Source organism: Salibacterium aidingense DSM 18341, from assembly GCF_000429685.1.
In the GTDB taxonomy this organism is placed as follows: Bacteria; Bacillota; Bacilli; order Bacillales; family Marinococcaceae; genus Salibacterium; species Salibacterium aidingense.
In genome coordinates this window covers 39,841-57,740 of sequence record NZ_AUCI01000002.1, presented here as the reverse complement: position 1 = coordinate 57,740, position 17,900 = coordinate 39,841, and the positions used below count along the sequence as shown (strand labels likewise).

The following is a 17,900-nucleotide window of genomic DNA, read 5'->3' as shown; positions in this document are numbered from 1 at the left end:
GCCTATACCCCCTGTTTGTTTCCCCATAGCAGCGTATGCAGCTGTGGCAGTACTTTCACATCATTCAACCGCTCTGAATGAAGCACCTGTTCCACAAGCCATTCGTATTTTCCCAGCAGATGGGATAGAAGCCGTTGATTATCGGGTGTATGAATCTCATCATTGCCAGTCTGCAGGAACATTGCTGCTTCTGGATACCGTTCATGCACGGCAGCTGCGTAGGAAAGGTCATTTTCATCAAAAATCACGATTTTCAAACTTACTTTATTGCCTTCCCGGTTATTTAAACGAGTCATATAATTATCCAACTGCTCCCAGTTCGTTTTCATGCCGGAGCTTGGTGGTTTTGGAGAAACAGTCACGTCATCAATTTCTGTCATCCATTCCTGCCAAATGGTTCCCTGCGTTTCAACTGCTGTTTTTATCCCTTTTTCCTGCAAAAGCTGGACCACTTCTCCCATTCCATGATGCAGCGCTGGATTTCCGCCGGAAATAGTAACATGATTATAGGTGGTGAAGCCTTTTTCTTCTAGCTTCTCTACGATTTCCTCTGCTTCCATCAGCTTCGGTTTTTGAGAACCGTCCCATGTGAAAGCGGAATCGCACCAGGAACAGCGGTAATCACAGCCGCTCGTCCGGACAAACATCGTTTTTTGACCGATGACCATCCCTTCGCCCTGTATCGTCGGCCCAAATATTTCAAGTACAGGTACTTTTTTCATTGGGTAAAATCCCCTTCCCTGGCCCGGTAGACAACATAGCTTGTCGGGGTTTCCCTTACGAGGACCTGCAAACAGCGCGGCTGATTCATCCGTTCGTCCAGTTCGCGCTGAATCGTCTCCCAAATCGTCCGGGCCACAACTTCTGTTGTAGGGAAAGTTTCCGGATCGCCGTTTTCCTTTTCTGCAAACGCGTTATCTTCATTTAATAACGAATGGTCAAAACGATCGTGAACGATCTCTTTTATTGTTTTAAAATCAACCAAAAACCCGGTCTGATCCAGTTTGTCTCCCGCTATGGTTACGTTAATGACATACGTGTGACCATGGACATTCGCGCACTTTCCTGCAGCCGCTGCCGGTATAAAATGGGCGGCTGCCAGCTGCATGTCTTTATTTAATTCATAACGGTATTCATGTGGAACTTGCGGGTAAAATTGATGAATCATTCGATTTCCCGTTCCTTTTCTTGAATATATTGTTCGTATCCGGCCTGACGAAGTATGCAAGCCGGGCATTCCCCGCAGCCGTCTCCGCGGATTCCATGATAACAGGTCAGCGTCTTTTCTTTCACATAAGAAAGCCTGTCCAGTTGATCGGCCAGTTCCCATGTTTCCTTTTTATCCAGCCACATTAATGGGGTATGCAGGACAAATTCTTTACCGACCGCCAGGTTCAGGGAGACATTTAACGATTTTACGAATACGTCCCGGCAATCCGGGTAGCCGCTGTAATCCGTTTCACATACACCGGTAACCACATGTTTGGCCCCCTTCTGTGAGGCTAAAATGGAAGCAAAGGAAAAGAACAGCAGGTTTCTTCCTTCTACAAAGGTCGAGGGGAGCTCCCCGTCTTCTCCTGCCTGCACTTTGACATCATTCCTTGTCAGCGCATTGGGTGCCAGCTGATTCAATAGACTCATATCGAGTACATGATGCTCGACCCCCAGTTCTGCTGCAATATCCCTTGCTACCTCTATTTCGTCGGCATGGCGCTGGCCATAGTCGAAAGTTACTGCAATGACCTTCTGAAACCGTTCCAGTGCCCAAAAAAGACAGGTCGTACTGTCCTGGCCCCCACTGAACACAACGACTGCTTTTTCCTCAGCAAAACTCAACACAAATCCCTCTTTCTATCTATGCCCACATTGGGTTGCTTTCATTTCTGTTGCCGTTTAACACTCCTATTATAACATTTCCATGCAACCCCGGCTTTATCTGTGCTTCTGTCCATATTCTCAAGAAGGGCCCGCAGGATGCGGGTCAGATTGGTGCCCGCCAGGAGGTGCCGCGCTTAGCCGATCCTCCTCTACAGAGGCCGTGCCAACGGCAAAGAAGATACTCCGAGAACGACCAAACGGAGTTAGAGGAGATGTAGCCCGTATATCCAGGGATGAAAGCGGAGAGATGTTGACGGAGCGGTAAATAGTACAGAACGAAAATTTCCGAGCGATTTATAGCAATCGTTCGGAAATTTTCATCTTATTATGGTATTGTCCCAGACTCTTTGTGTTCAAGCTTCTCTGCCCCATGTAAATTCCTGCATTGTTTTTGGAATCGAGTAATAGTAACCCTGAAAATAAAAACACTGCAGGGCCAGCAGTTCTCTTGCCTGTTCTTCTTCTTCGATCCCTTCTGCAATTACCTTCATATTTAAATTTTCGGCGGCATCAATGATTGTCTTTATAATAGCCAGATTAGCATCTTTATCATTCATGTCATCAATAAAAGATCGATCGATTTTCAATGTATCCACCGGAAGTTCTTTTAACTGGCTGAGTGAACTATAACCTGTCCCAAAATCATCCAGACTGAGCCGGAAGCCAAACTCTTTCAGACGTCGTAAAACCGGCAGCATCACATCCGGCTGCATCGTTGTGCGCTCCGTAATTTCAAGTTCAAGCTGCGAAGGGGCTACTTCATAGGCCTGTACAATTTCATACAATTCATCGACAAATTGAGGATCCTCCAACTGCTGGCTTGAAAGATTCACGGCAGCAGTCCAATCTGGATGCCGCTGCAGCACAGGGCCGATTTCCCTGCACACTTGGTGCAGCACCCAGCGCCCGAGTTGATGGATCAGTCCGTTTTCTTCGGCTATTGGAATAAAGGTAGAAGGGGAGATTAACCCTTTGCTGGAATGTTTCCAGCGAAGCAATGCCTCCATACCCTTTGTTGCTCCTTCGTTACCATATACAAACGGCTGGTACATTAAAAACATTTCCTGCCTGGCCAGGGCATGATGCAGATCATTCTCAATCGTATATATCATCCGGGCTTCCTGTTCAATACCGGGACGATACACTTCATAGGCCCAGCCTTTTCGTTTCGCATGGGAGAAAGCAATATCCGCCTGCTGCACGAGAACTTCAGGGTCCGTGTCCCCCTTTCCATCCCACGCTATCCCGGCAGTAAAGGAAAGAAAAAGCTCCTCGTGATTTATTTTAAGCGGGCGCTGAAAAATATGTCGAAGCTTCTCAATAAGTTCTCCGGCCTCTTCCTCTGACTTGCGGACCAGCAATAAAAACTCATCATTCGTCTTTCTGGCGATATCTTCCTCTTCAGATGCCACAAGTTTCAGCTTTTGAGCAATGCCTGTCAAAACTTCATCAGTCGTTTCTGCACCCATCGTTTCGTGAATCCGCCGGAAACGATTAAAATTTAACGTAATCACGGAACGGTGTTGAGTGACAGGTACTTGTTGCAGCCGCCTTAAGAAAAAATCATAGTTAGGCAGGCGGGTTTTCCTATCGAAATAAGACAGCTGGTGAATACTCGCGACTGCTTCATTATAGGCACTGACATCCCTGGCACCTGCAATAATCATCGTTTCCCCTGATATGGAAGCCTGCGTGCTCTGGACTTCGACAGGGATTACTTCGCCGTTTCTGCCCGAAAATTCCCAGTCAAAAGTGACATGCTTGTTTTCATGCATTTGTATTTCCTGCTCCCCGGCCTCTTCTTTGTATCTATCCGAAGATAAATCCACCAGGGTAAATCCATCTGCGGTGCAGCCTATACGATTATGGACAGACTGATTCCATTTCAGAAAACGGAGAGGTTCAGGTTTGGCAGGCACCGGAGCAATAAATACAAAATCGTCCGTATTATCAAACACTGCCTTATATAACTGATCTGCTTCCTGTGTTTCCTTTGGCTGGACGCGTTCTTTTTTTGTAAACTTATTCACCGTAATATAAAGCAAAAGGCTTGTCATACCGACAAAAAATAATCCCTTGTATGTATGAGCGGCAGATACTGCCTGTTCTTCCGTCCATACCGCTACCAGCAGATCAGAAAATAGTATCCAAAGGATACCTATTAATAAGTACCCTGTGGTGATAATGAAAGCGCTGCTTCGCATAAATGAATATTTAACATGCCTTCTCATCGTATGCTCCTCTCTGCTTTAAAGCAGCCGGTTCCTTCTAGTTTTTATTTCGGATCATCACGAAGATTATGAAGGAAATATTTGTTTCATCTTAATGAATAAGGAATACTACCGAGAGTCTTCATCCAGATAGACCTGGCTTCCCACTGCCTTTTGCTGCCCCTGGTATTTCCCATGATACGGAGATGAAGCTTCTTGATCCATGAAGGCAAAGACAAGCTGGGCGATCCTGCGCTCGGCTTTCAACCGGATCGGAAGACGATTGGCATTGTATAATTCAAGAGTGATCTCTCCTTCAAACCCCGGATCCACCCAGCCGGCATTTTGAATAAACAAGCCCATCCGGCCAATAGAGCTGCGCCCTTCTACAAAAGCAGTCACATGATGAGGAAGCCGGATGTATTCCTTCGTTGTAGCAAGTAAAAAAGAATGAGGTGGGATGATAACCTCCTCGCTTTCAAATTCTACATATTTGGCAGGTTCATCAAGCGCAATCGATTCAATCGCATTTTCATCTATTTTTAAAAAATGAGTTCCCAGCCTGATATCCACCGAAGCCGGCTGTATTTGATGATCATCCACCGGTTCAATCTGCAGTGAATCTCCGGCCATCATATTCTTAATCGTCTGGTCTGATAATATCACCCGTAAGCCCCCTGTCTACGTTTAATTCTCCCATCTTCCAGTATAACCATTTCGGAAAAGAAACGCCATCCGCTTCTTAAATTTCCTGCAGCCTGTATCCTACAGGTTCCCGAAGCCGGTATCGTATGGTCATAAAATGCATCATGGCAAGCATGACGATGCCCGTATTCATTCCTATAATGATCCCATCCATCTGCAGCTGCGGCATGGATCCAAGTACATACATGAGAACAAACGAAACGGTGGTGGACCAAACAGAATGGTAAAAAGCATCCTTTACCAGACCCAGACCAATAAGAAATGCCTGCATCGGAATGACAAAGAAATGGAAGAAAAAATAAGGGGTCAAGAGCTGTAAATATACCGCTGCCGGCGATTCTTCAAAAAACAAGCTCGTTAGTTCATCAGAAAAAAAGGAGAACAGATAAACAGCCGGCAGAGCATATAACAAAGTAAAGAAAAAGATACGGGAAAGCAGCATTTCCAGACGTTTGATTTCTTTCTTCGCGTAAGCTTCTGAGACGGTGGGAATGAGAATTATCAATAGGGAGTGAGCAATGAAGGCAGGAAAAAATCCAATCGTAAACGCAACTCCGGCCAGTTTTCCATACTGAATAACTGCCAGTTCTTCTCCTACTCCTGCCTGCATAAGAGCCGCTTTGATCAAAAAAGGTTTCATCGCAAACGAAGCGGCATGAAAAACCCGGAGACCAGTTGTCGGCAAAGAAACAGATAATAGCAGATGGAGAACCGATTTCTTTTCCATTGCTTCTCCCGGAGACTGTTTCAAGCGTTTCATCGTCCTGATAAATCCGTAGGCTAAATAGAGGAAAACGACAAGTTCTGTACCAATCAAGGTGGACAGACTAAGCAGAATAGCAATCTCTGCGTCAAAATGGAAAAAATGAAAAACAGTAATCAATAAGACAAGCTGTACAGCCCGTCTTAAAAAATTAGCGACTGCTATTTTTCCCATATGCTGTACTCCCATAAAATAGCCCCTGGCAATGGAGGAAAAAGAAATAATAGGAATAAGCAAAAGCAGGAGCCATGGAAGAGCAGAATGGTATTGATGAAAAACCGGTATCAGCGGAAAAACCAGCAGTCCGGCCGCCAGACAGGCTATCGTAAACCCGGAAGTAAAATAAACAGCGTGCTGCAGCATACTGCGGTGATAGACTGCATCTTTTTCCGCCACTGCTTTGGATATGGAAATCGGAAGCTCAAGACTTGCAATTACTACTAGAAACATGATAGCCGGCAGAATCGACATATACAGGCCCAGTCCGGTTTCTCCCAGTTCCCGGGCTAATACCATATTAATCAAAAATTCCATACATTCCCCTAATAACGCAGCAATCAGCAACAGGGACGCATTGGTCCAAAATGTGGGCTTCATGATGGGCTCTCCTTTTTTTCCAGCTCCATTATGTCTATGAGACAAGCTGAAAAAGGATAACCTTTCAATTAGGTTGGGACAAAAGAAAGAAGTATTGGAAAAAATAAACGTGTCGTTGTGGTTGGTGTTAGAGCAGCACCTCAGAACAGCACGTGTCTCGAAACTCCGCAGGAGGTGCGATAACCAGGGATACATAAAAAATTCCCGGACGATTGATATCAATCGTCCGGGAATTTTTGATTTTTTCTCGGTTTGGTCCCAGCCCTTAAATCTTTATTTCGATTTAAAATCGAGTTCTAATTCATACCCCTGTTCCGATATGATTTTTCCTTGGCTGTATTCGCCGATTAACGCATTGTAGTGGGTGGTCAATTCTTGAAACAGCACCGGGTCCTTTTCATCCAATGCCTCATCGATCAGTTGCTGCAAACGTTCTTTATTAAAGTGATATACGGCGTATTCCATCATCATTTGGGCATATAAAGACTGGAGCACCTGTCTTGACGGCCGTTTACCGTGTTTGGCGGATTTTACTTTTTTCATGAAATGCTGCTCGTGAGTAGGATGTAGCATGTTTACGGAACCCCCTATCCTTTTACCGGTTCCAGCCGGTTTTTCAATACTGCTTCCCGTTTTCCAAAACGACATGCGCCTTCTGCGATACATTCCTGCAGTATGTGTTTCAGTATTTATTGACAAGATACCCGCATATCGCTTCGTTTAAACTTTCTGCCTTCGCGTTTGGCATCCTGCCGGCACGCCCGGCATCTATAAAGCGCTCTACCTGCCTTTGGCTTTTGTATGCGCTTTCTTATAGTATAACGCATACAGCATTTTTTTTAAAAGAATTGTTTTTATGAAATGTGAAATAGGTGTTTGTCTTGTAACGTAGGAAGAGACGTTAATTTCCATAAATAGGAACTTGTATAAAGGAACGTTTATTCGGTATAATAAAAACAAACGTTTGTTCGTAAAAAGGAGGCCGCACCCATGCAGATTAAAGAAGAAGAACATATTATGATCCATTATTTTATTTTACTTCCTCTTGTAAAAAAAGTTTTGGAAAAAGACATCCAATTGTTTGAGAAAGGGGGGTTCAAAGTGAAAGACCCCTACCTGACTATGATCCGGAACGCCCTGCATTTATTGCATGAGGATATGCGCCACCTTAAAAAGTATATGCATCAGCACCGCGTACGGGTGAATTTCGAGGAGAATGACGGGGTGTTTTCCCGGTATTCCTACGTCTGCCGGGGGTATGAGGGAACGAGCAGCTATCTAAATGCTAATTTAAAGCGACAGGCCCGTCATTGTATGGATGTGTATTTTTCTAAACACTCTCCTCTCCATTCCGACTCTGTCCTTCATTAAATAAAGGGAAACTTCCGGCTCTCCCGCTCACGGGGAAACGGGCAGTTTTACGACTGACCGGCCATGGGATAAAACGCTTTTTCGAGAGTGTTAAACCAGCGATTGACAAACGCTGGTTACGAAGAGTACATTACAAATATCTTTGTTAAATTAACTGTCAGACCTCGTGCATGTGTACAGGGATGTCAAATAGGAGGGGAAAGAGCTGTGAAAAAACAATTTGCAGTGATCGGATTAGGGAGATTCGGAGTAAGTGTCAGCACAGAGCTCCACAAACTAGGCCATGAAGTCCTTGCCATCGATACGAACGAGACAAAGGTCAATGAGATCGTCAATGACTCTACTCACAGTTCCGTTGCAGACGGCACAGACGAAAAAGCGATGCGGGAATTGGGGATCACCAATTTTGACCATGTTATCGTTGCTATTGGGGACAATATCCAGGCCAGTATTCTCTGTACCCTCCTTCTTAAAGAAATGGGTATCGAATCTGTATGGGTAAAAGCCCAAAATTATTACCATCACAAGGTACTCGATAAAATCGGGGCAGATAAAATCATTCACCCCGAACACGATATGGGGAATCGTATCGCGCAGCACCTCGTATCGGAAAAAGTGATCGATTACATTGAACTGTCCGATGATTTTTCGATTGTAGAGATAGCCGCCCCGAAGTTTATGAATGAGCGTACTCTTATTGAGCTTGATATTCGTGCTAAATTCGGCGTTACCATTTTAGGAATTAAGCGGGGAAAGAATTTTAATATATCGCCGATGGCTGAAGACCAAATACTGGAAAATGACATTTTAATCGTTATCGGGCACAAAAACGACCTCAAACGCTTTGAAGAAACAACCTAACATTTGACCACTATTACCGCGGACCATAACTCGTTAAAAAGAACGGAAATTTACCCGATTTCCGTTCTTTTTGGTTCTCCACAAGAAATACTGCCCTTGCCACACCCGCTGCTGGCGGGAGCTGTTGGCGGCTGCCCTCTCTTTTTTTATTTCAAAAGCTGTAAGCTCAGGAACCCCCATTCCATCCAACGATCTCCCCATTTGGAAGGATATTGGTGTACAGTACAACGGAGTCATTTCCTGCTATTGAGGTCCTCCGCTCGGGTTCGAGAACAGTAGGTTCCTTCTTTTTTTTGTTCGTGTTCTCCAAAAGCATTTGAAAGCCACTCCTTCTCTGTTTCTTCCTGCTAATAGGTGCAAAAGCTGATTTGGAAGATAGTAAGATATTAAATCCGTTAGTTAGTGTCCTCCAATGAGAGGATCCACCACCTCCCCACATGAAAATGGAAGCACTTCCTGAGCAAAGAAAAAGCCAGCCTTTGCACTCACACATATATGCACTGAAACTGGGATCGGATCGAATCCAACCGAGTTACTTATAAGAAACACGGAGTCTGGAAATCCCGCCCCGAGTCCCTTTCCTTCCCTTAGAAGCGGACGGCATGTGCAGACGCTCAGCAGCCCTACTCCGCCATAAAGGACTTGCTTTAATGAAGTGCATTCGCTGCAGAAAGGAACTTAGAAAAACAGCGCCAGTTTTTGAGTTATTCTTCTATGTCAGCTGCCGGACCGAAGAACTCAAAATGCAGCCGGTCTGCAGGAATATGGAGTTCCTTTTTTAAGATACGGTTTACCGCCCGCAGGAAAGGCAGCGGTCCGCAGAAATAATAATCCGCTTCTTCATCCAGCTTCAGAGATTGCAGCCATTCCGCATCTAAATATCCCTCTTTTTGGACATATGGATCCTTTTCCTCGGCTTCTGTCCATGTATCATAGCAGACATGATACGAGACATGCGGATTGATGTCAGCCACGCGGGAGGTATATTCGTGCAGCGCATGGAGGTTTCGTGACTGGGCTGTTTGAATAAACGTAACCGGCCGCGACGGATCTTCCGCCAGAGTATTAAACATGCTCATTAAAGGGGTAAGACCAACTCCTCCGCTGATCAATACGACAGGACGACTTCCCTCCTGCAGATAAAAATCCCCCGCCGGAGCCGTAAGTTCAAGAGAGTCCCCTTCATTCATATGGCGGTGAAGAAAGGTAGATACAATGCCATCCGGCGCCTGTCCGCCTCCTTCTTCCCGCTTGACACTGATCCGGAAATAATCACGATTCGGGGCATCGGACAGAGAGTACTGACGTAAATGCAGGTAATCTTCCCCTGGGATATCTGCTTTGATGGTGATATACTGGCCGGGTTCAAACAATGGAAGAGAGCCCCCGTCTGCCGGACGCAGATAGAAGGAGGTGATCACGTCGCTTTCCGGCACTTTTTTAACAACCGTAAACGTTCGAAATCCTTCCCATCCTCCATCCTGCTCTTCCGCTTCCTGATACATTTCTTTTTCTACTGAGATAAACACATCCGCAATGACGTTGTAGGCTTCTTCCCATGCTGTGATCACCTCATCCGTTGCTGCCTCTCCAAGGACTTCCTGCATCGCCGCAAGCAGATTTTCCCCAACAATAGGATAATGTTCCGGCTTAATCTGCAGGCTGCGATGTTTGTGAGCGATATTTTTTACCACCGGCAGCAGGGTTTCCAGCTGGTCTATATTCTTGGCAGCAGCCAGCACCGTATTAGCCAAAGCTTTCGGCTGCCTCCCAATCTTCTGATTCGTCTGGTTAAAAATGTTAAGCAGTTCAGGATGATTATTAAACATACGTTTGTAAAAGTGAGACGTAATTTCCGTTCCTCTTTCTTCTAACACTGCTGCTGTTGCTTTTACCGTCTCCAGCGTATTTTCATTAATGACAGGTTGACTCATGACAACGCCTCCTTAAATATGTACTTTTAATACATATTTATATTACCATAAGATGAAGACAAATCATGTGGCGATTTAACGAAAATATGATACGATAAAATAGTACCTCACGAAATGAAATTGGAGCGTTTATTATGCAGCTAACTTCTTATACAGATTATTCCCTGCGCATGCTGATTTACCTGGAAGCCGTGGATTATCCAAAGCTGTCCAGCATTAAGAAAATCTCAGCGTCCTACAATATATCGTACAATCACCTGACCAAAGTCGGCCATGAATTATCAAAACTCGGCCTGATCGAAACGGTAAAAGGAAGAAACGGCGGCATTCGTCTTGCAAAAAATCCAGAGGATATTAATATTGGATGGGTGGTCCGGCGGACAGAGGACAATCTCGATCTGGTGGAGTGTTTTGATCCGGAAAAGAGCATGTGTGTCCTTACCGGAAGCTGCCGGCTGCAGAGCGTATTACGAGAAGCTCTCCACGCCTACATGCAGGTGCTTGACCACTATACACTCAAAGATGTTACCGTCAACAAGAATGCGCTGAAAGATTTATTGTTGTCTTAACGCCAAAGTCCGAGGGAACTCATCTAAGTTTGTCCGCTATCCGGAAGGCAAAGCTTGACTTTCTGCTGCAGCTTTTTAAAGATACCATTACGCTGTACAAGGCTGTACAAGGAAGGGAGCGGATGCAGGAAATCCCATCAAGGCTGCTCCAAAAAACAAAAAGATCCGGCGGCTGACAGGAAATGAATTTTCCCCTCATTATTTTATATCCGCTCTTCTACAAGAGACAGAAATGTAAAAAAGCAGGACGGTTTTTTACCAGTCCTGCTTTCGTTTATGTGTATGAGATAACGTATGAATGCTTGAACGCCCATCTTCCACCGATTCCATCTGAAGTAATTCCGGAAGAACGGCACTGCTGTAAGAAGCATTAAGCGCCATGGCCTCTGCAGTTTGGGATAATACTACTGGATCCGATTCAAACAAGTATAATTTCAAACGGTCCGCTTCTTTAATAATAGGCAGAGTCAGAGCACCTCCGGCTTGCAGGGGCGGCCTGTACTGAAACCATCCGCTCAGTATACCTGCTTCTTGCTCCAGGGAAGGAAGAAGCAGGCCGGAGACATGCATCAGCCATAGGTAATAAGATGTTTCATACCGGTACCAGCCCGGCTCCATCCGGGAAAACCAGGTTGATTTAAATAAATCAACTAAGAGAGAAGAGGAGCGTTCTTCTAAAGAATGGACCAGCACTTGTTCGATAACATCATTCACCACTTCCTGCACCGATTGTTTCCAAGGATCAAAAGCTGAAACCTGCATCGGATAGAAGGGACCTTGGTGATAAAAAAACGATTCAAATTTCTCTTCCATTTCCCTTCCTCCTTTTTTCGATGCCTCATTACCTTTATTGTACGAAACCCCTTCGTGCCTTGTAAATGCCATTTTTAAATTCCCTGTGAAAAGATTGAAAGATTTTTTACCATGGATTAGGAAACGGATTGAAGCAGCGATGTCGCAATGGTAAAATAAATCATTAAACTAATGATATCACTTAATGTCGTAATAAAAGGACCGGAGGCAATCGCCGGATCCATTTTCAGCTTGTTAATAATCATCGGAATCGTTGTGCCGATGACGCTGGAAGTTCCCAGGGAAATCATAATGGATGCCCCTACAATGGCTCCTAAAAAGAAATCACCGTAAAATAGACCAAGCAAAAAAGTAATAACCACACCGCAGACGACCCCAATGAATAAGCCGGTAGAGAATTCGCGGATAATTGTTTTCCAGAACCCGCGCTTTTCCAATGTTCCTGTTGCCAGCGCCCGTACAGCCACAGCAAGAGACTGGGTTCCGGTATTTCCTGCCGATCCCATCACCATGGGGATAAAAGCTGCCAATAATACGACCGATTCGAGCGTCTCTTCAAACGTACTGATCACTTCAGCCGTCCCTAACCCAAAAAACATGAGGAGTACGATCCAGGGCGTTCTTCGTTTAGCCGCCTGAAAAGAAGTCAGGGTTACGTCTGTTGCCCCTCTGGAGGCTGTAATTTCTCCTAAATCTTCTGTTGCCTCTTCCTCCAGCACATCAATCACATCATCAACCGTAACAATCCCTAACAGCATATGATGATCGGTCACTACTGGTGCCGCTAAAAAATCATATTTTTGAATAAGCTGGGCTACTTCTTCCTGATCTGTTTTCACATGAACGGAGACGACACGGGTGCTCATAATGTTTTCTATTGTTTCATCGGAATAGGAAGTTATTAAATCACGAATCGAGGTAACTCCTGCTAATTTTCCAATCTCATCTACCACATATAAATAATAGATCGTTTCTGCATCCGGCCCTTCCTGACGAAGCAGTTCAATCACATCACCCACTGTATCCGCGGCTTTCACCGATATAAATTCCTTCGTCATGATGGAACCGGCCGTACCTTCTTCGTAAGTTAACAGTTCCCGTACATCATCGGCATCCTCATGGTCCATCGCCAAGAGAATATCCCTGGCATACTCATGGTCTAATTCTCCGAAAAAATCCGCCACGTCATCCGCATACATACTGTTGAACATTTCCGCTGCATATCGCTCATTCAGCTCCAGGGCTATCTCTTTCTGCTCATCTATTTCCAGTCCTTCAAAAATCTCTGCAAATTCTTCCGGGCTTAAAAATTCATAAACCCGTTTTCGTTCCGGCTTTTCAAGACTTAAGAATACGTCTGTCTGATCCGCAGGATGAAGTTCCAGAAATAATAACCGAAATTCTTCAATATCCTCTTTCACCGCAGCTTTTATAATATTTTCCATATAGTTTTCACGAGTTTCTTCGTTTAACTTTACCAATTCCGGCCCCTCCTTTATCAGAGGATTCTCATGAAAAACGCCTTCCATGTGCAGGGAAGGCGTTTTTCATCCTTTCATCTCTCTCGTTATCTCCAGCTTACGCCTAATATACGTGTTTTAATATAACGCTGAAAACAAGAAACTGTCAATTGCTTTTACCCTGCATTTCATTGTGGTACTTTTACTTTGTACTCTTTCTTTTTCCTGCCATAAATTTTTCTCGTGACAGCCGGAGCCGTTAAAAATAAGAGGATACCCGCCGCAGCAGAAATTAATATGAAAATACTGCCAAAAGCCATAACCTCTGCCGCTGCCACACTGGCAATAATAATAGAAAACTCTCCCCGCTGTGTAAAGGACAGACCGGCACGAAAAGCCACTCTGCCGGAAAGACCATAGAACCGTCCTCCCGCTATTCCAACCAGCATCTTTCCTAGTATCGACCAAACAACTAACACTCCTAATAATATTGGATAAGAAATACCATGAGCCAAATCAATCTGCGTTCCAAACCATAAGAAAAATAAAGGCAGGGTTAATTCCCGCACGGGTAAAATTAATGGTTCTATCGTTTCGCTGCGTTTCACTTCGGCAAGCATAATGCCAGCAAGAAAGGCGCCAAGCACTTCAGATAATCCCAGATAAACAGCCAGCCCACTATAAGTAAACGCCATGCCAATGATAAACAAGTGAAAAATATCAGAACCTGCATTTCGATCAACAAATTTGGCTGCTTTCGTAAACATAAAACGGCCAAGACACACGGCAGCGGTAACCAGAAGCATAACTTTTACTATCAGCCACAAAAATTCCCCGCCGCTAAACTGTCCACCGCCACTCATGCCGACGAGTACGGCCACTAAAATGGGGGCAATTAAGTCTTCAAAAATGAGAACACCAAGCAAAAATTCAGATTCCGGGTTTGCTGTTCGTTTTGTATTCTGAAGCATCTTCATCGTAATCGAAGAACTGGTGGCATATAATAGACTCCCTACCACAAAAGCAGTGAAAATATCTAACCCAAAAAGCAGGCAGAGCAACGAAGATAGAAACAGGTTTAAAAATAAATCCAACAGGCCTGCGGGTGTCACTTTTTTGGCTATTGCTCCCAGCTGCTTTATGGGAAACTCCAGTCCCAGCATAAAAAATAACAGGACAATACCGATTTCTCCGGAAAAATACAATATCTCTGAATCATGAAGCAGGCCGCTGACAGCAATCCCTACCAAAATAAATAAAATAACATCCGGCACGCGGGATCTCATGCCAATAAATCCAATAATAAACATGATGAACAAAATCAGACCTGCCGCCAATAATTCCGGCATGTGCGGTTCCACGTATTACTTCTCCTCCCCCTCGGCCAGCTCTTCAAATAAGGTTATTTGGCTGTTTTTCCCAATCACCATCACTGTATCCCCTACCTGCAGTATTTCTTCTACCCCTGGGCTTGCGATAACATCTTCATTGCGAAAGATCCCTACGATCGATACCCCCGTTTTCTTCCGGACTTCGGAATTCCCAATGGTTTTCCCCGCAAATATCGAGTTTTCCTGTAACTCGATCCATTCCACGACAATCTTACTGCGGAACAACTTCATTTTATCGCTGTCCACAGGCTGAAATACAGCTCCAAGCAATTGAGCCCCTAATTCACGTGTTTCATTAGAGGTCAATTCCAGCGAAAAATCAGCTTCATCTTCATCCGGATCCTGAAAAAAATACAATTCCCTTTTCCCGGTATGGTGAGTGACAAGCACCACCATACTTCCCTCTGCTGTTAAAAATGACATTTTTTTGCCGATCCCTGGTAAATCCGTCATTCTTACATCCAATGCTGCTCTCTCCTTCATCATTCTATATAATATCTTTCTCCTATTATAAGAAACTCGTTCCAGTCTGAATAGTTTTTCCTCTTTCCTTTTCAATAAACCTTCTTTTCCCTGGTGATACGTGATATATTCTTAGTAGAATAACGCAAAGGAGCCCTTATTTCCATGTGGAAAACAGCGCTTGCTATATTTATAACTGTATTACTCACCATCATCCTTGCAGGTGCGGGCTACGCTTATTATCTTTATGATTCAGCCAGTGAGCACGTTCAAGAAATGAATCAAAAATATACCAAGGAAATCGGAGAACACCACAGCCCTTCCTCGTTAACCGGCCCGGTGTCTTTTTTACTGGTGGGAATTGGAGACCGTCCCGGGGAGCAGGGACTCGCCGATACGATTATAGGAGCCACTGTTAATCCGGAAGACGAATCCGTGCTGCTTTTTAATATTCCCCGCGATACGAAAGTGGATATTCCCGGTCACGGGGAAGATAAGATAAATCATTCCTACAGCTATGGGGGTACCAAATTATTAAAAGAAACGGCCGAAAATCAGCTGAATTATTCATTTGATTTTGTAGTAGAGGCGGACATGGAAGGATTCACAAAAATCGTGGATGTTCTGGGAGGTGTCGAGGTCAACAACCCATTTGCATTTTCTCAGGATAATATCGACCACAGCCGGACGTTTCATTTTGAAAAAGGCGTTCAATCCTTAAATGGGGAAGAAGCCCTGCAATATGTCAGGATGCGCAAAAACGACCCCAGAGGTGATTTGGGCCGTAATGAACGACAACGGGAGGTGCTGGCTTCTTTGCTGAAAGAGGGGCGTTCGATGGAACATCTACTTCAAAGCCAGGAGATCCTTTCCATCCTCCAAGAGCATGTTAAAACAAATGTAACCATGAAAGACTTACGTACGTTGTTTGCCAGTTATCGTTCTGCTCTGGATTATATCCGCACGTTTGAACTGGAAGGGGAAAATATAATGGAACAGCAGGTCAGTTATTATAGAGTACCTTCCAAGGAATGGGAAAAGGCCTCTCTGCTGCTCGAAAATCATCACAATAAATAAACGGTGACTCAATGCCGGGCCTTCTTTTTCATCATAAAAGCGAGAATAGCGTTGTAGGTGATATGAGCAGCGATAGGGGTCCACAGGGAGCCTGTGTAGAGGAATAACCCTCCCAGTACCCCTCCCATCACAAAGACTACCGCATGAATCATGAAACTGCCTCTATACTGCGGGATGTGGAGTGCCATAAATAATAAAGAAACCCCCAGCAAGGCAGGAAGGTCTCCGGCATAACGGGCAGTCACCCCAAACAGCGCTCCTCGAAACAAAAATTCTTCTGCCACTCCAGCGCCTGCTGCAATCGTAAACAGGCCGTATTTTTTCTCCGCTATTTTTTGTATTAATCGAATATACGTGTTGTCCGGTATTTCTATAACAGAAGTATAAATGAGCAGCAGAACAAAACCCGAAAACAGTAATCCGGAAGCAGCTCCCAGAAACACATCCATCCCGGGATGAGACAGCAGCCACAACTCCCCCATATAATGGAAGCGCCCTGGTCCATAAAAGCCTAAAATAAGCACCGCTCCCACCGCCATAAATATCCCAAAACTTTTCCAAATCGTTTGCAGGGCAATATCCTCCGGAATTCCGGAATAATCGTTCAACGGCATTCGCTCCTGTCTATAGGATATACTGCAGGTGATAGTAAAGGGTATCCGCTACCATAGAGCTGTATTCCGCCCATGTTTTCCAGACACTCTGCCTTTCTTCCTCCGCTTTGGGAGAAGGCTCCGCCCTTTTTTTCTTTTCCATGCCGGACTTGGCCCGTTCTTTCACTAACTCGGCGGTAAAAATATGATTCCCTTTCTGATCCGTAACGTTCAGCATGCCCTCATCAGAAACGGTTCTCTCCAGTTCAGCCTGTTCAGGAGAAAGAAAGGTTACGTTCTCCCCGGTTACAAAAATTGAGTGGTCCGGCGACTGGAACCGCTCCCCTTTTTCCAGAACATTTTCCTTCCATTTATCAAAACCAAAGTCCAGCAATTGAACCGAATCCTCATAAGCACGTTGAGCGCTGTCTGCTTTCATAACCACTGCAATCAATTCTCTGTTTCCCCGCTTTGCTGACGTTACCAACGTAAAACCTGACTCTGACACGTAGCCGTTTTTCACTCCGGTAGCTCCCTCATAATCCCAAAGAAGTTGATGATGATTTCTCAGTTGAGTGTCCCATCCTTCACTTTTCCATTCAAGCTCCTTGGTAGAGACAATTTCCCTGAAATCGTCATTTTTCATGGCATATTGGGTGATGCGGGCCATATCTTCGGCGGTGGAGTAATGATCTTCCGAAAACAAACCATGGGGGTTCGTAAATGATGTCGTCGTAATTCCCGTCTTTTCCTTCAAATACTCTGTCATTTCCCTGGAAAAAGCTTGTTCTGAGCCGGAAATATGTTCAGCCACAGCTGTACCGGCATCATTGCCGGAATTAATAAGCATACCCTCCACAAGCTGGTGGAGTTCGATCTTCTCACCTTCAAGTAAGTAAACCGAGGTACCATCTACCTCTGCTGCATTTTTACTGACTGTCACTTTTTCCCCGCTGTCTCCTTTTTCGAGCGCCATAATGCCGGTGGCAATTTTCGTAATCGAAGCAGGGTACATTTTTCGATCTCCATTTTTATCAGCCAACACCTGACCGGTTTCTGCATCGATTAATACAGCAGCTTCACTATGCAGGGGAGGAGCGTGCTCCGGTTTTGAGTCTGCATGCAGTTTATCAGCACCGCTGACAAAAAACACGCAGACAAGAAAAGCCCACATTCCCATTTTTACAATGTTAACGTGTGTGATACAAAGCCGCTC

Annotated in this window: 18 protein-coding genes; 4 read left to right on the top strand and 14 right to left on the bottom strand. The window is 44.8% G+C overall.

What is annotated here, in order from left to right:
- Nucleotides 1-2 precede the first annotated feature (2 nt).
- The 7 genes from queE to G475_RS24110 form a co-directional block, all read right to left on the bottom strand.
- Entirely contained in the window at nucleotides 3-722 is a 720-nt protein-coding gene (queE, locus tag G475_RS0102395; protein ID WP_026699889.1) for a 7-carboxy-7-deazaguanine synthase QueE, read from the bottom strand.
- Nucleotides 719-1,168: a 6-carboxytetrahydropterin synthase QueD gene (gene queD / locus G475_RS0102390; protein ID WP_026699888.1), complete on the bottom strand. Its 450-nt coding sequence runs from the start codon at nucleotides 1,166-1,168 to the stop codon at nucleotides 719-721. Before queD ends, queE begins: the two co-directional genes overlap by 4 nt.
- Nucleotides 1,165-1,836 (bottom strand): 7-cyano-7-deazaguanine synthase QueC, encoded by a 672-nt coding sequence (gene queC, locus G475_RS0102385; RefSeq protein WP_035710011.1) that lies wholly within the window; start codon nucleotides 1,834-1,836, stop codon nucleotides 1,165-1,167. The genes queD and queC overlap by 4 nt, the downstream gene beginning before the upstream one ends.
- Before the next feature lie 395 nt (nucleotides 1,837-2,231).
- Nucleotides 2,232-4,109, bottom strand: coding sequence for a putative bifunctional diguanylate cyclase/phosphodiesterase (locus G475_RS0102380; protein WP_026699886.1), 1,878 nt, complete (start codon nucleotides 4,107-4,109; stop codon nucleotides 2,232-2,234).
- A gap of 108 nt (nucleotides 4,110-4,217) precedes the next feature.
- Entirely contained in the window at nucleotides 4,218-4,754 is a 537-nt protein-coding gene (gene dcd, locus G475_RS0102375) for a dCTP deaminase (RefSeq protein WP_026699885.1), read from the bottom strand.
- A gap of 76 nt (nucleotides 4,755-4,830) precedes the next feature.
- Nucleotides 4,831-6,153 carry an oligosaccharide flippase family protein gene (locus tag G475_RS0102370; protein ID WP_026699884.1) on the bottom strand — a complete coding sequence of 441 codons (1,323 nt, stop codon included), beginning with the start codon at nucleotides 6,151-6,153 and terminating at the stop codon, nucleotides 4,831-4,833.
- 273 nt (nucleotides 6,154-6,426) lie between these two features.
- Nucleotides 6,427-6,726 carry an IDEAL domain-containing protein gene (locus G475_RS24110; protein WP_169728503.1) on the bottom strand — a complete coding sequence of 100 codons (300 nt, stop codon included), beginning with the start codon at nucleotides 6,724-6,726 and terminating at the stop codon, nucleotides 6,427-6,429.
- Nucleotides 6,727-7,143: 417 nt separating this feature from the next.
- Here G475_RS24110 and G475_RS0102360 point away from each other — a divergent pair, with 417 nt between their 5' ends.
- Together G475_RS0102360 and G475_RS0102355 are read left to right on the top strand one after the other, a co-directional pair.
- Nucleotides 7,144-7,524, top strand: a complete 381-nt coding sequence (locus G475_RS0102360; RefSeq protein ID WP_026699883.1) for a hypothetical protein — start codon at nucleotides 7,144-7,146, stop codon at nucleotides 7,522-7,524.
- Nucleotides 7,525-7,731: 207 nt separating this feature from the next.
- On the top strand, nucleotides 7,732-8,385 hold the full coding sequence (locus tag G475_RS0102355; protein ID WP_026699882.1) for a potassium channel family protein: 654 nt from the start codon (nucleotides 7,732-7,734) through the stop codon (nucleotides 8,383-8,385).
- Nucleotides 8,386-9,089: 704 nt separating this feature from the next.
- On the opposite strand, the gene hmpA is transcribed toward G475_RS0102355, so the two are convergent.
- On the bottom strand, nucleotides 9,090-10,319 hold the full coding sequence (hmpA, locus tag G475_RS0102340) for an NO-inducible flavohemoprotein (protein ID WP_026699880.1): 1,230 nt from the start codon (nucleotides 10,317-10,319) through the stop codon (nucleotides 9,090-9,092).
- A gap of 134 nt (nucleotides 10,320-10,453) precedes the next feature.
- Here hmpA and G475_RS0102335 point away from each other — a divergent pair, with 134 nt between their 5' ends.
- Nucleotides 10,454-10,888, top strand: a complete 435-nt coding sequence (locus tag G475_RS0102335; protein WP_026699879.1) for an RrF2 family transcriptional regulator — start codon at nucleotides 10,454-10,456, stop codon at nucleotides 10,886-10,888.
- 255 nt (nucleotides 10,889-11,143) lie between these two features.
- Here G475_RS0102335 and G475_RS0102325 read toward each other — a convergent pair whose 3' ends face one another.
- The 4 genes from G475_RS0102325 to G475_RS0102310 all read right to left on the bottom strand — a co-directional run bounded on the left by G475_RS0102325 (nucleotide 11,144) and on the right by G475_RS0102310 (nucleotide 15,017).
- Complete coding sequence (locus tag G475_RS0102325) at nucleotides 11,144-11,701, bottom strand: hypothetical protein (protein WP_026699878.1); 558 nt, start codon at nucleotides 11,699-11,701, stop codon at nucleotides 11,144-11,146.
- A gap of 116 nt (nucleotides 11,702-11,817) precedes the next feature.
- On the bottom strand, nucleotides 11,818-13,182 hold the full coding sequence (gene mgtE, locus G475_RS0102320) for a magnesium transporter (protein WP_026699877.1): 1,365 nt from the start codon (nucleotides 13,180-13,182) through the stop codon (nucleotides 11,818-11,820).
- Nucleotides 13,183-13,349: 167 nt separating this feature from the next.
- Nucleotides 13,350-14,522 carry a cation:proton antiporter gene (locus G475_RS0102315; protein WP_233275719.1) on the bottom strand — a complete coding sequence of 391 codons (1,173 nt, stop codon included), beginning with the start codon at nucleotides 14,520-14,522 and terminating at the stop codon, nucleotides 13,350-13,352.
- Nucleotides 14,523-14,525: 3 nt separating this feature from the next.
- Nucleotides 14,526-15,017 carry a cation:proton antiporter regulatory subunit gene (locus G475_RS0102310; protein ID WP_156911608.1) on the bottom strand — a complete coding sequence of 164 codons (492 nt, stop codon included), beginning with the start codon at nucleotides 15,015-15,017 and terminating at the stop codon, nucleotides 14,526-14,528.
- A gap of 162 nt (nucleotides 15,018-15,179) precedes the next feature.
- On the opposite strand from G475_RS0102310, the gene G475_RS24105 reads away from it, so the two are divergent.
- Complete coding sequence (locus tag G475_RS24105; protein ID WP_035710004.1) at nucleotides 15,180-16,091, top strand: LCP family protein; 912 nt, start codon at nucleotides 15,180-15,182, stop codon at nucleotides 16,089-16,091.
- Between the two features lie 8 nt (nucleotides 16,092-16,099).
- Here the strand turns inward: G475_RS24105 and G475_RS26235 are convergent, their stop codons facing one another.
- Entirely contained in the window at nucleotides 16,100-16,699 is a 600-nt protein-coding gene (locus G475_RS26235) for a CPBP family intramembrane glutamic endopeptidase (protein ID WP_051302102.1), read from the bottom strand.
- 16 nt (nucleotides 16,700-16,715) lie between these two features.
- Nucleotides 16,716-17,864 (bottom strand): D-alanyl-D-alanine carboxypeptidase family protein, encoded by a 1,149-nt coding sequence (locus G475_RS24095; RefSeq protein WP_051302100.1) that lies wholly within the window; start codon nucleotides 17,862-17,864, stop codon nucleotides 16,716-16,718.
- Nucleotides 17,865-17,900 lie beyond the last annotated feature (36 nt).

Coding starts and splice junctions, on each gene's coding strand:
- queE (WP_026699889.1), bottom strand. CDS start 722: ATGAAAAAAGTACCTGTACTTGAAATATTTGGGCCGACGATACAGGGC.
- queD (WP_026699888.1), bottom strand. CDS start 1,168: ATGATTCATCAATTTTACCCGCAAGTTCCACATGAATACCGTTATGAA.
- G475_RS0102380 (WP_026699886.1), bottom strand. CDS start 4,109: ATGAGAAGGCATGTTAAATATTCATTTATGCGAAGCAGCGCTTTCATT.
- G475_RS0102370 (WP_026699884.1), bottom strand. CDS start 6,153: ATGAAGCCCACATTTTGGACCAATGCGTCCCTGTTGCTGATTGCTGCG.
- G475_RS24110 (WP_169728503.1), bottom strand. CDS start 6,726: ATGCTACATCCTACTCACGAGCAGCATTTCATGAAAAAAGTAAAATCC.
- G475_RS0102360 (WP_026699883.1), top strand. CDS start 7,144: ATGCAGATTAAAGAAGAAGAACATATTATGATCCATTATTTTATTTTA.
- hmpA (WP_026699880.1), bottom strand. CDS start 10,319: ATGAGTCAACCTGTCATTAATGAAAATACGCTGGAGACGGTAAAAGCA.
- G475_RS0102335 (WP_026699879.1), top strand. CDS start 10,454: ATGCAGCTAACTTCTTATACAGATTATTCCCTGCGCATGCTGATTTAC.
- G475_RS0102325 (WP_026699878.1), bottom strand. CDS start 11,701: ATGGAAGAGAAATTTGAATCGTTTTTTTATCACCAAGGTCCCTTCTAT.
- G475_RS24105 (WP_035710004.1), top strand. CDS start 15,180: ATGTGGAAAACAGCGCTTGCTATATTTATAACTGTATTACTCACCATC.
- G475_RS24095 (WP_051302100.1), bottom strand. CDS start 17,864: ATGGGAATGTGGGCTTTTCTTGTCTGCGTGTTTTTTGTCAGCGGTGCT.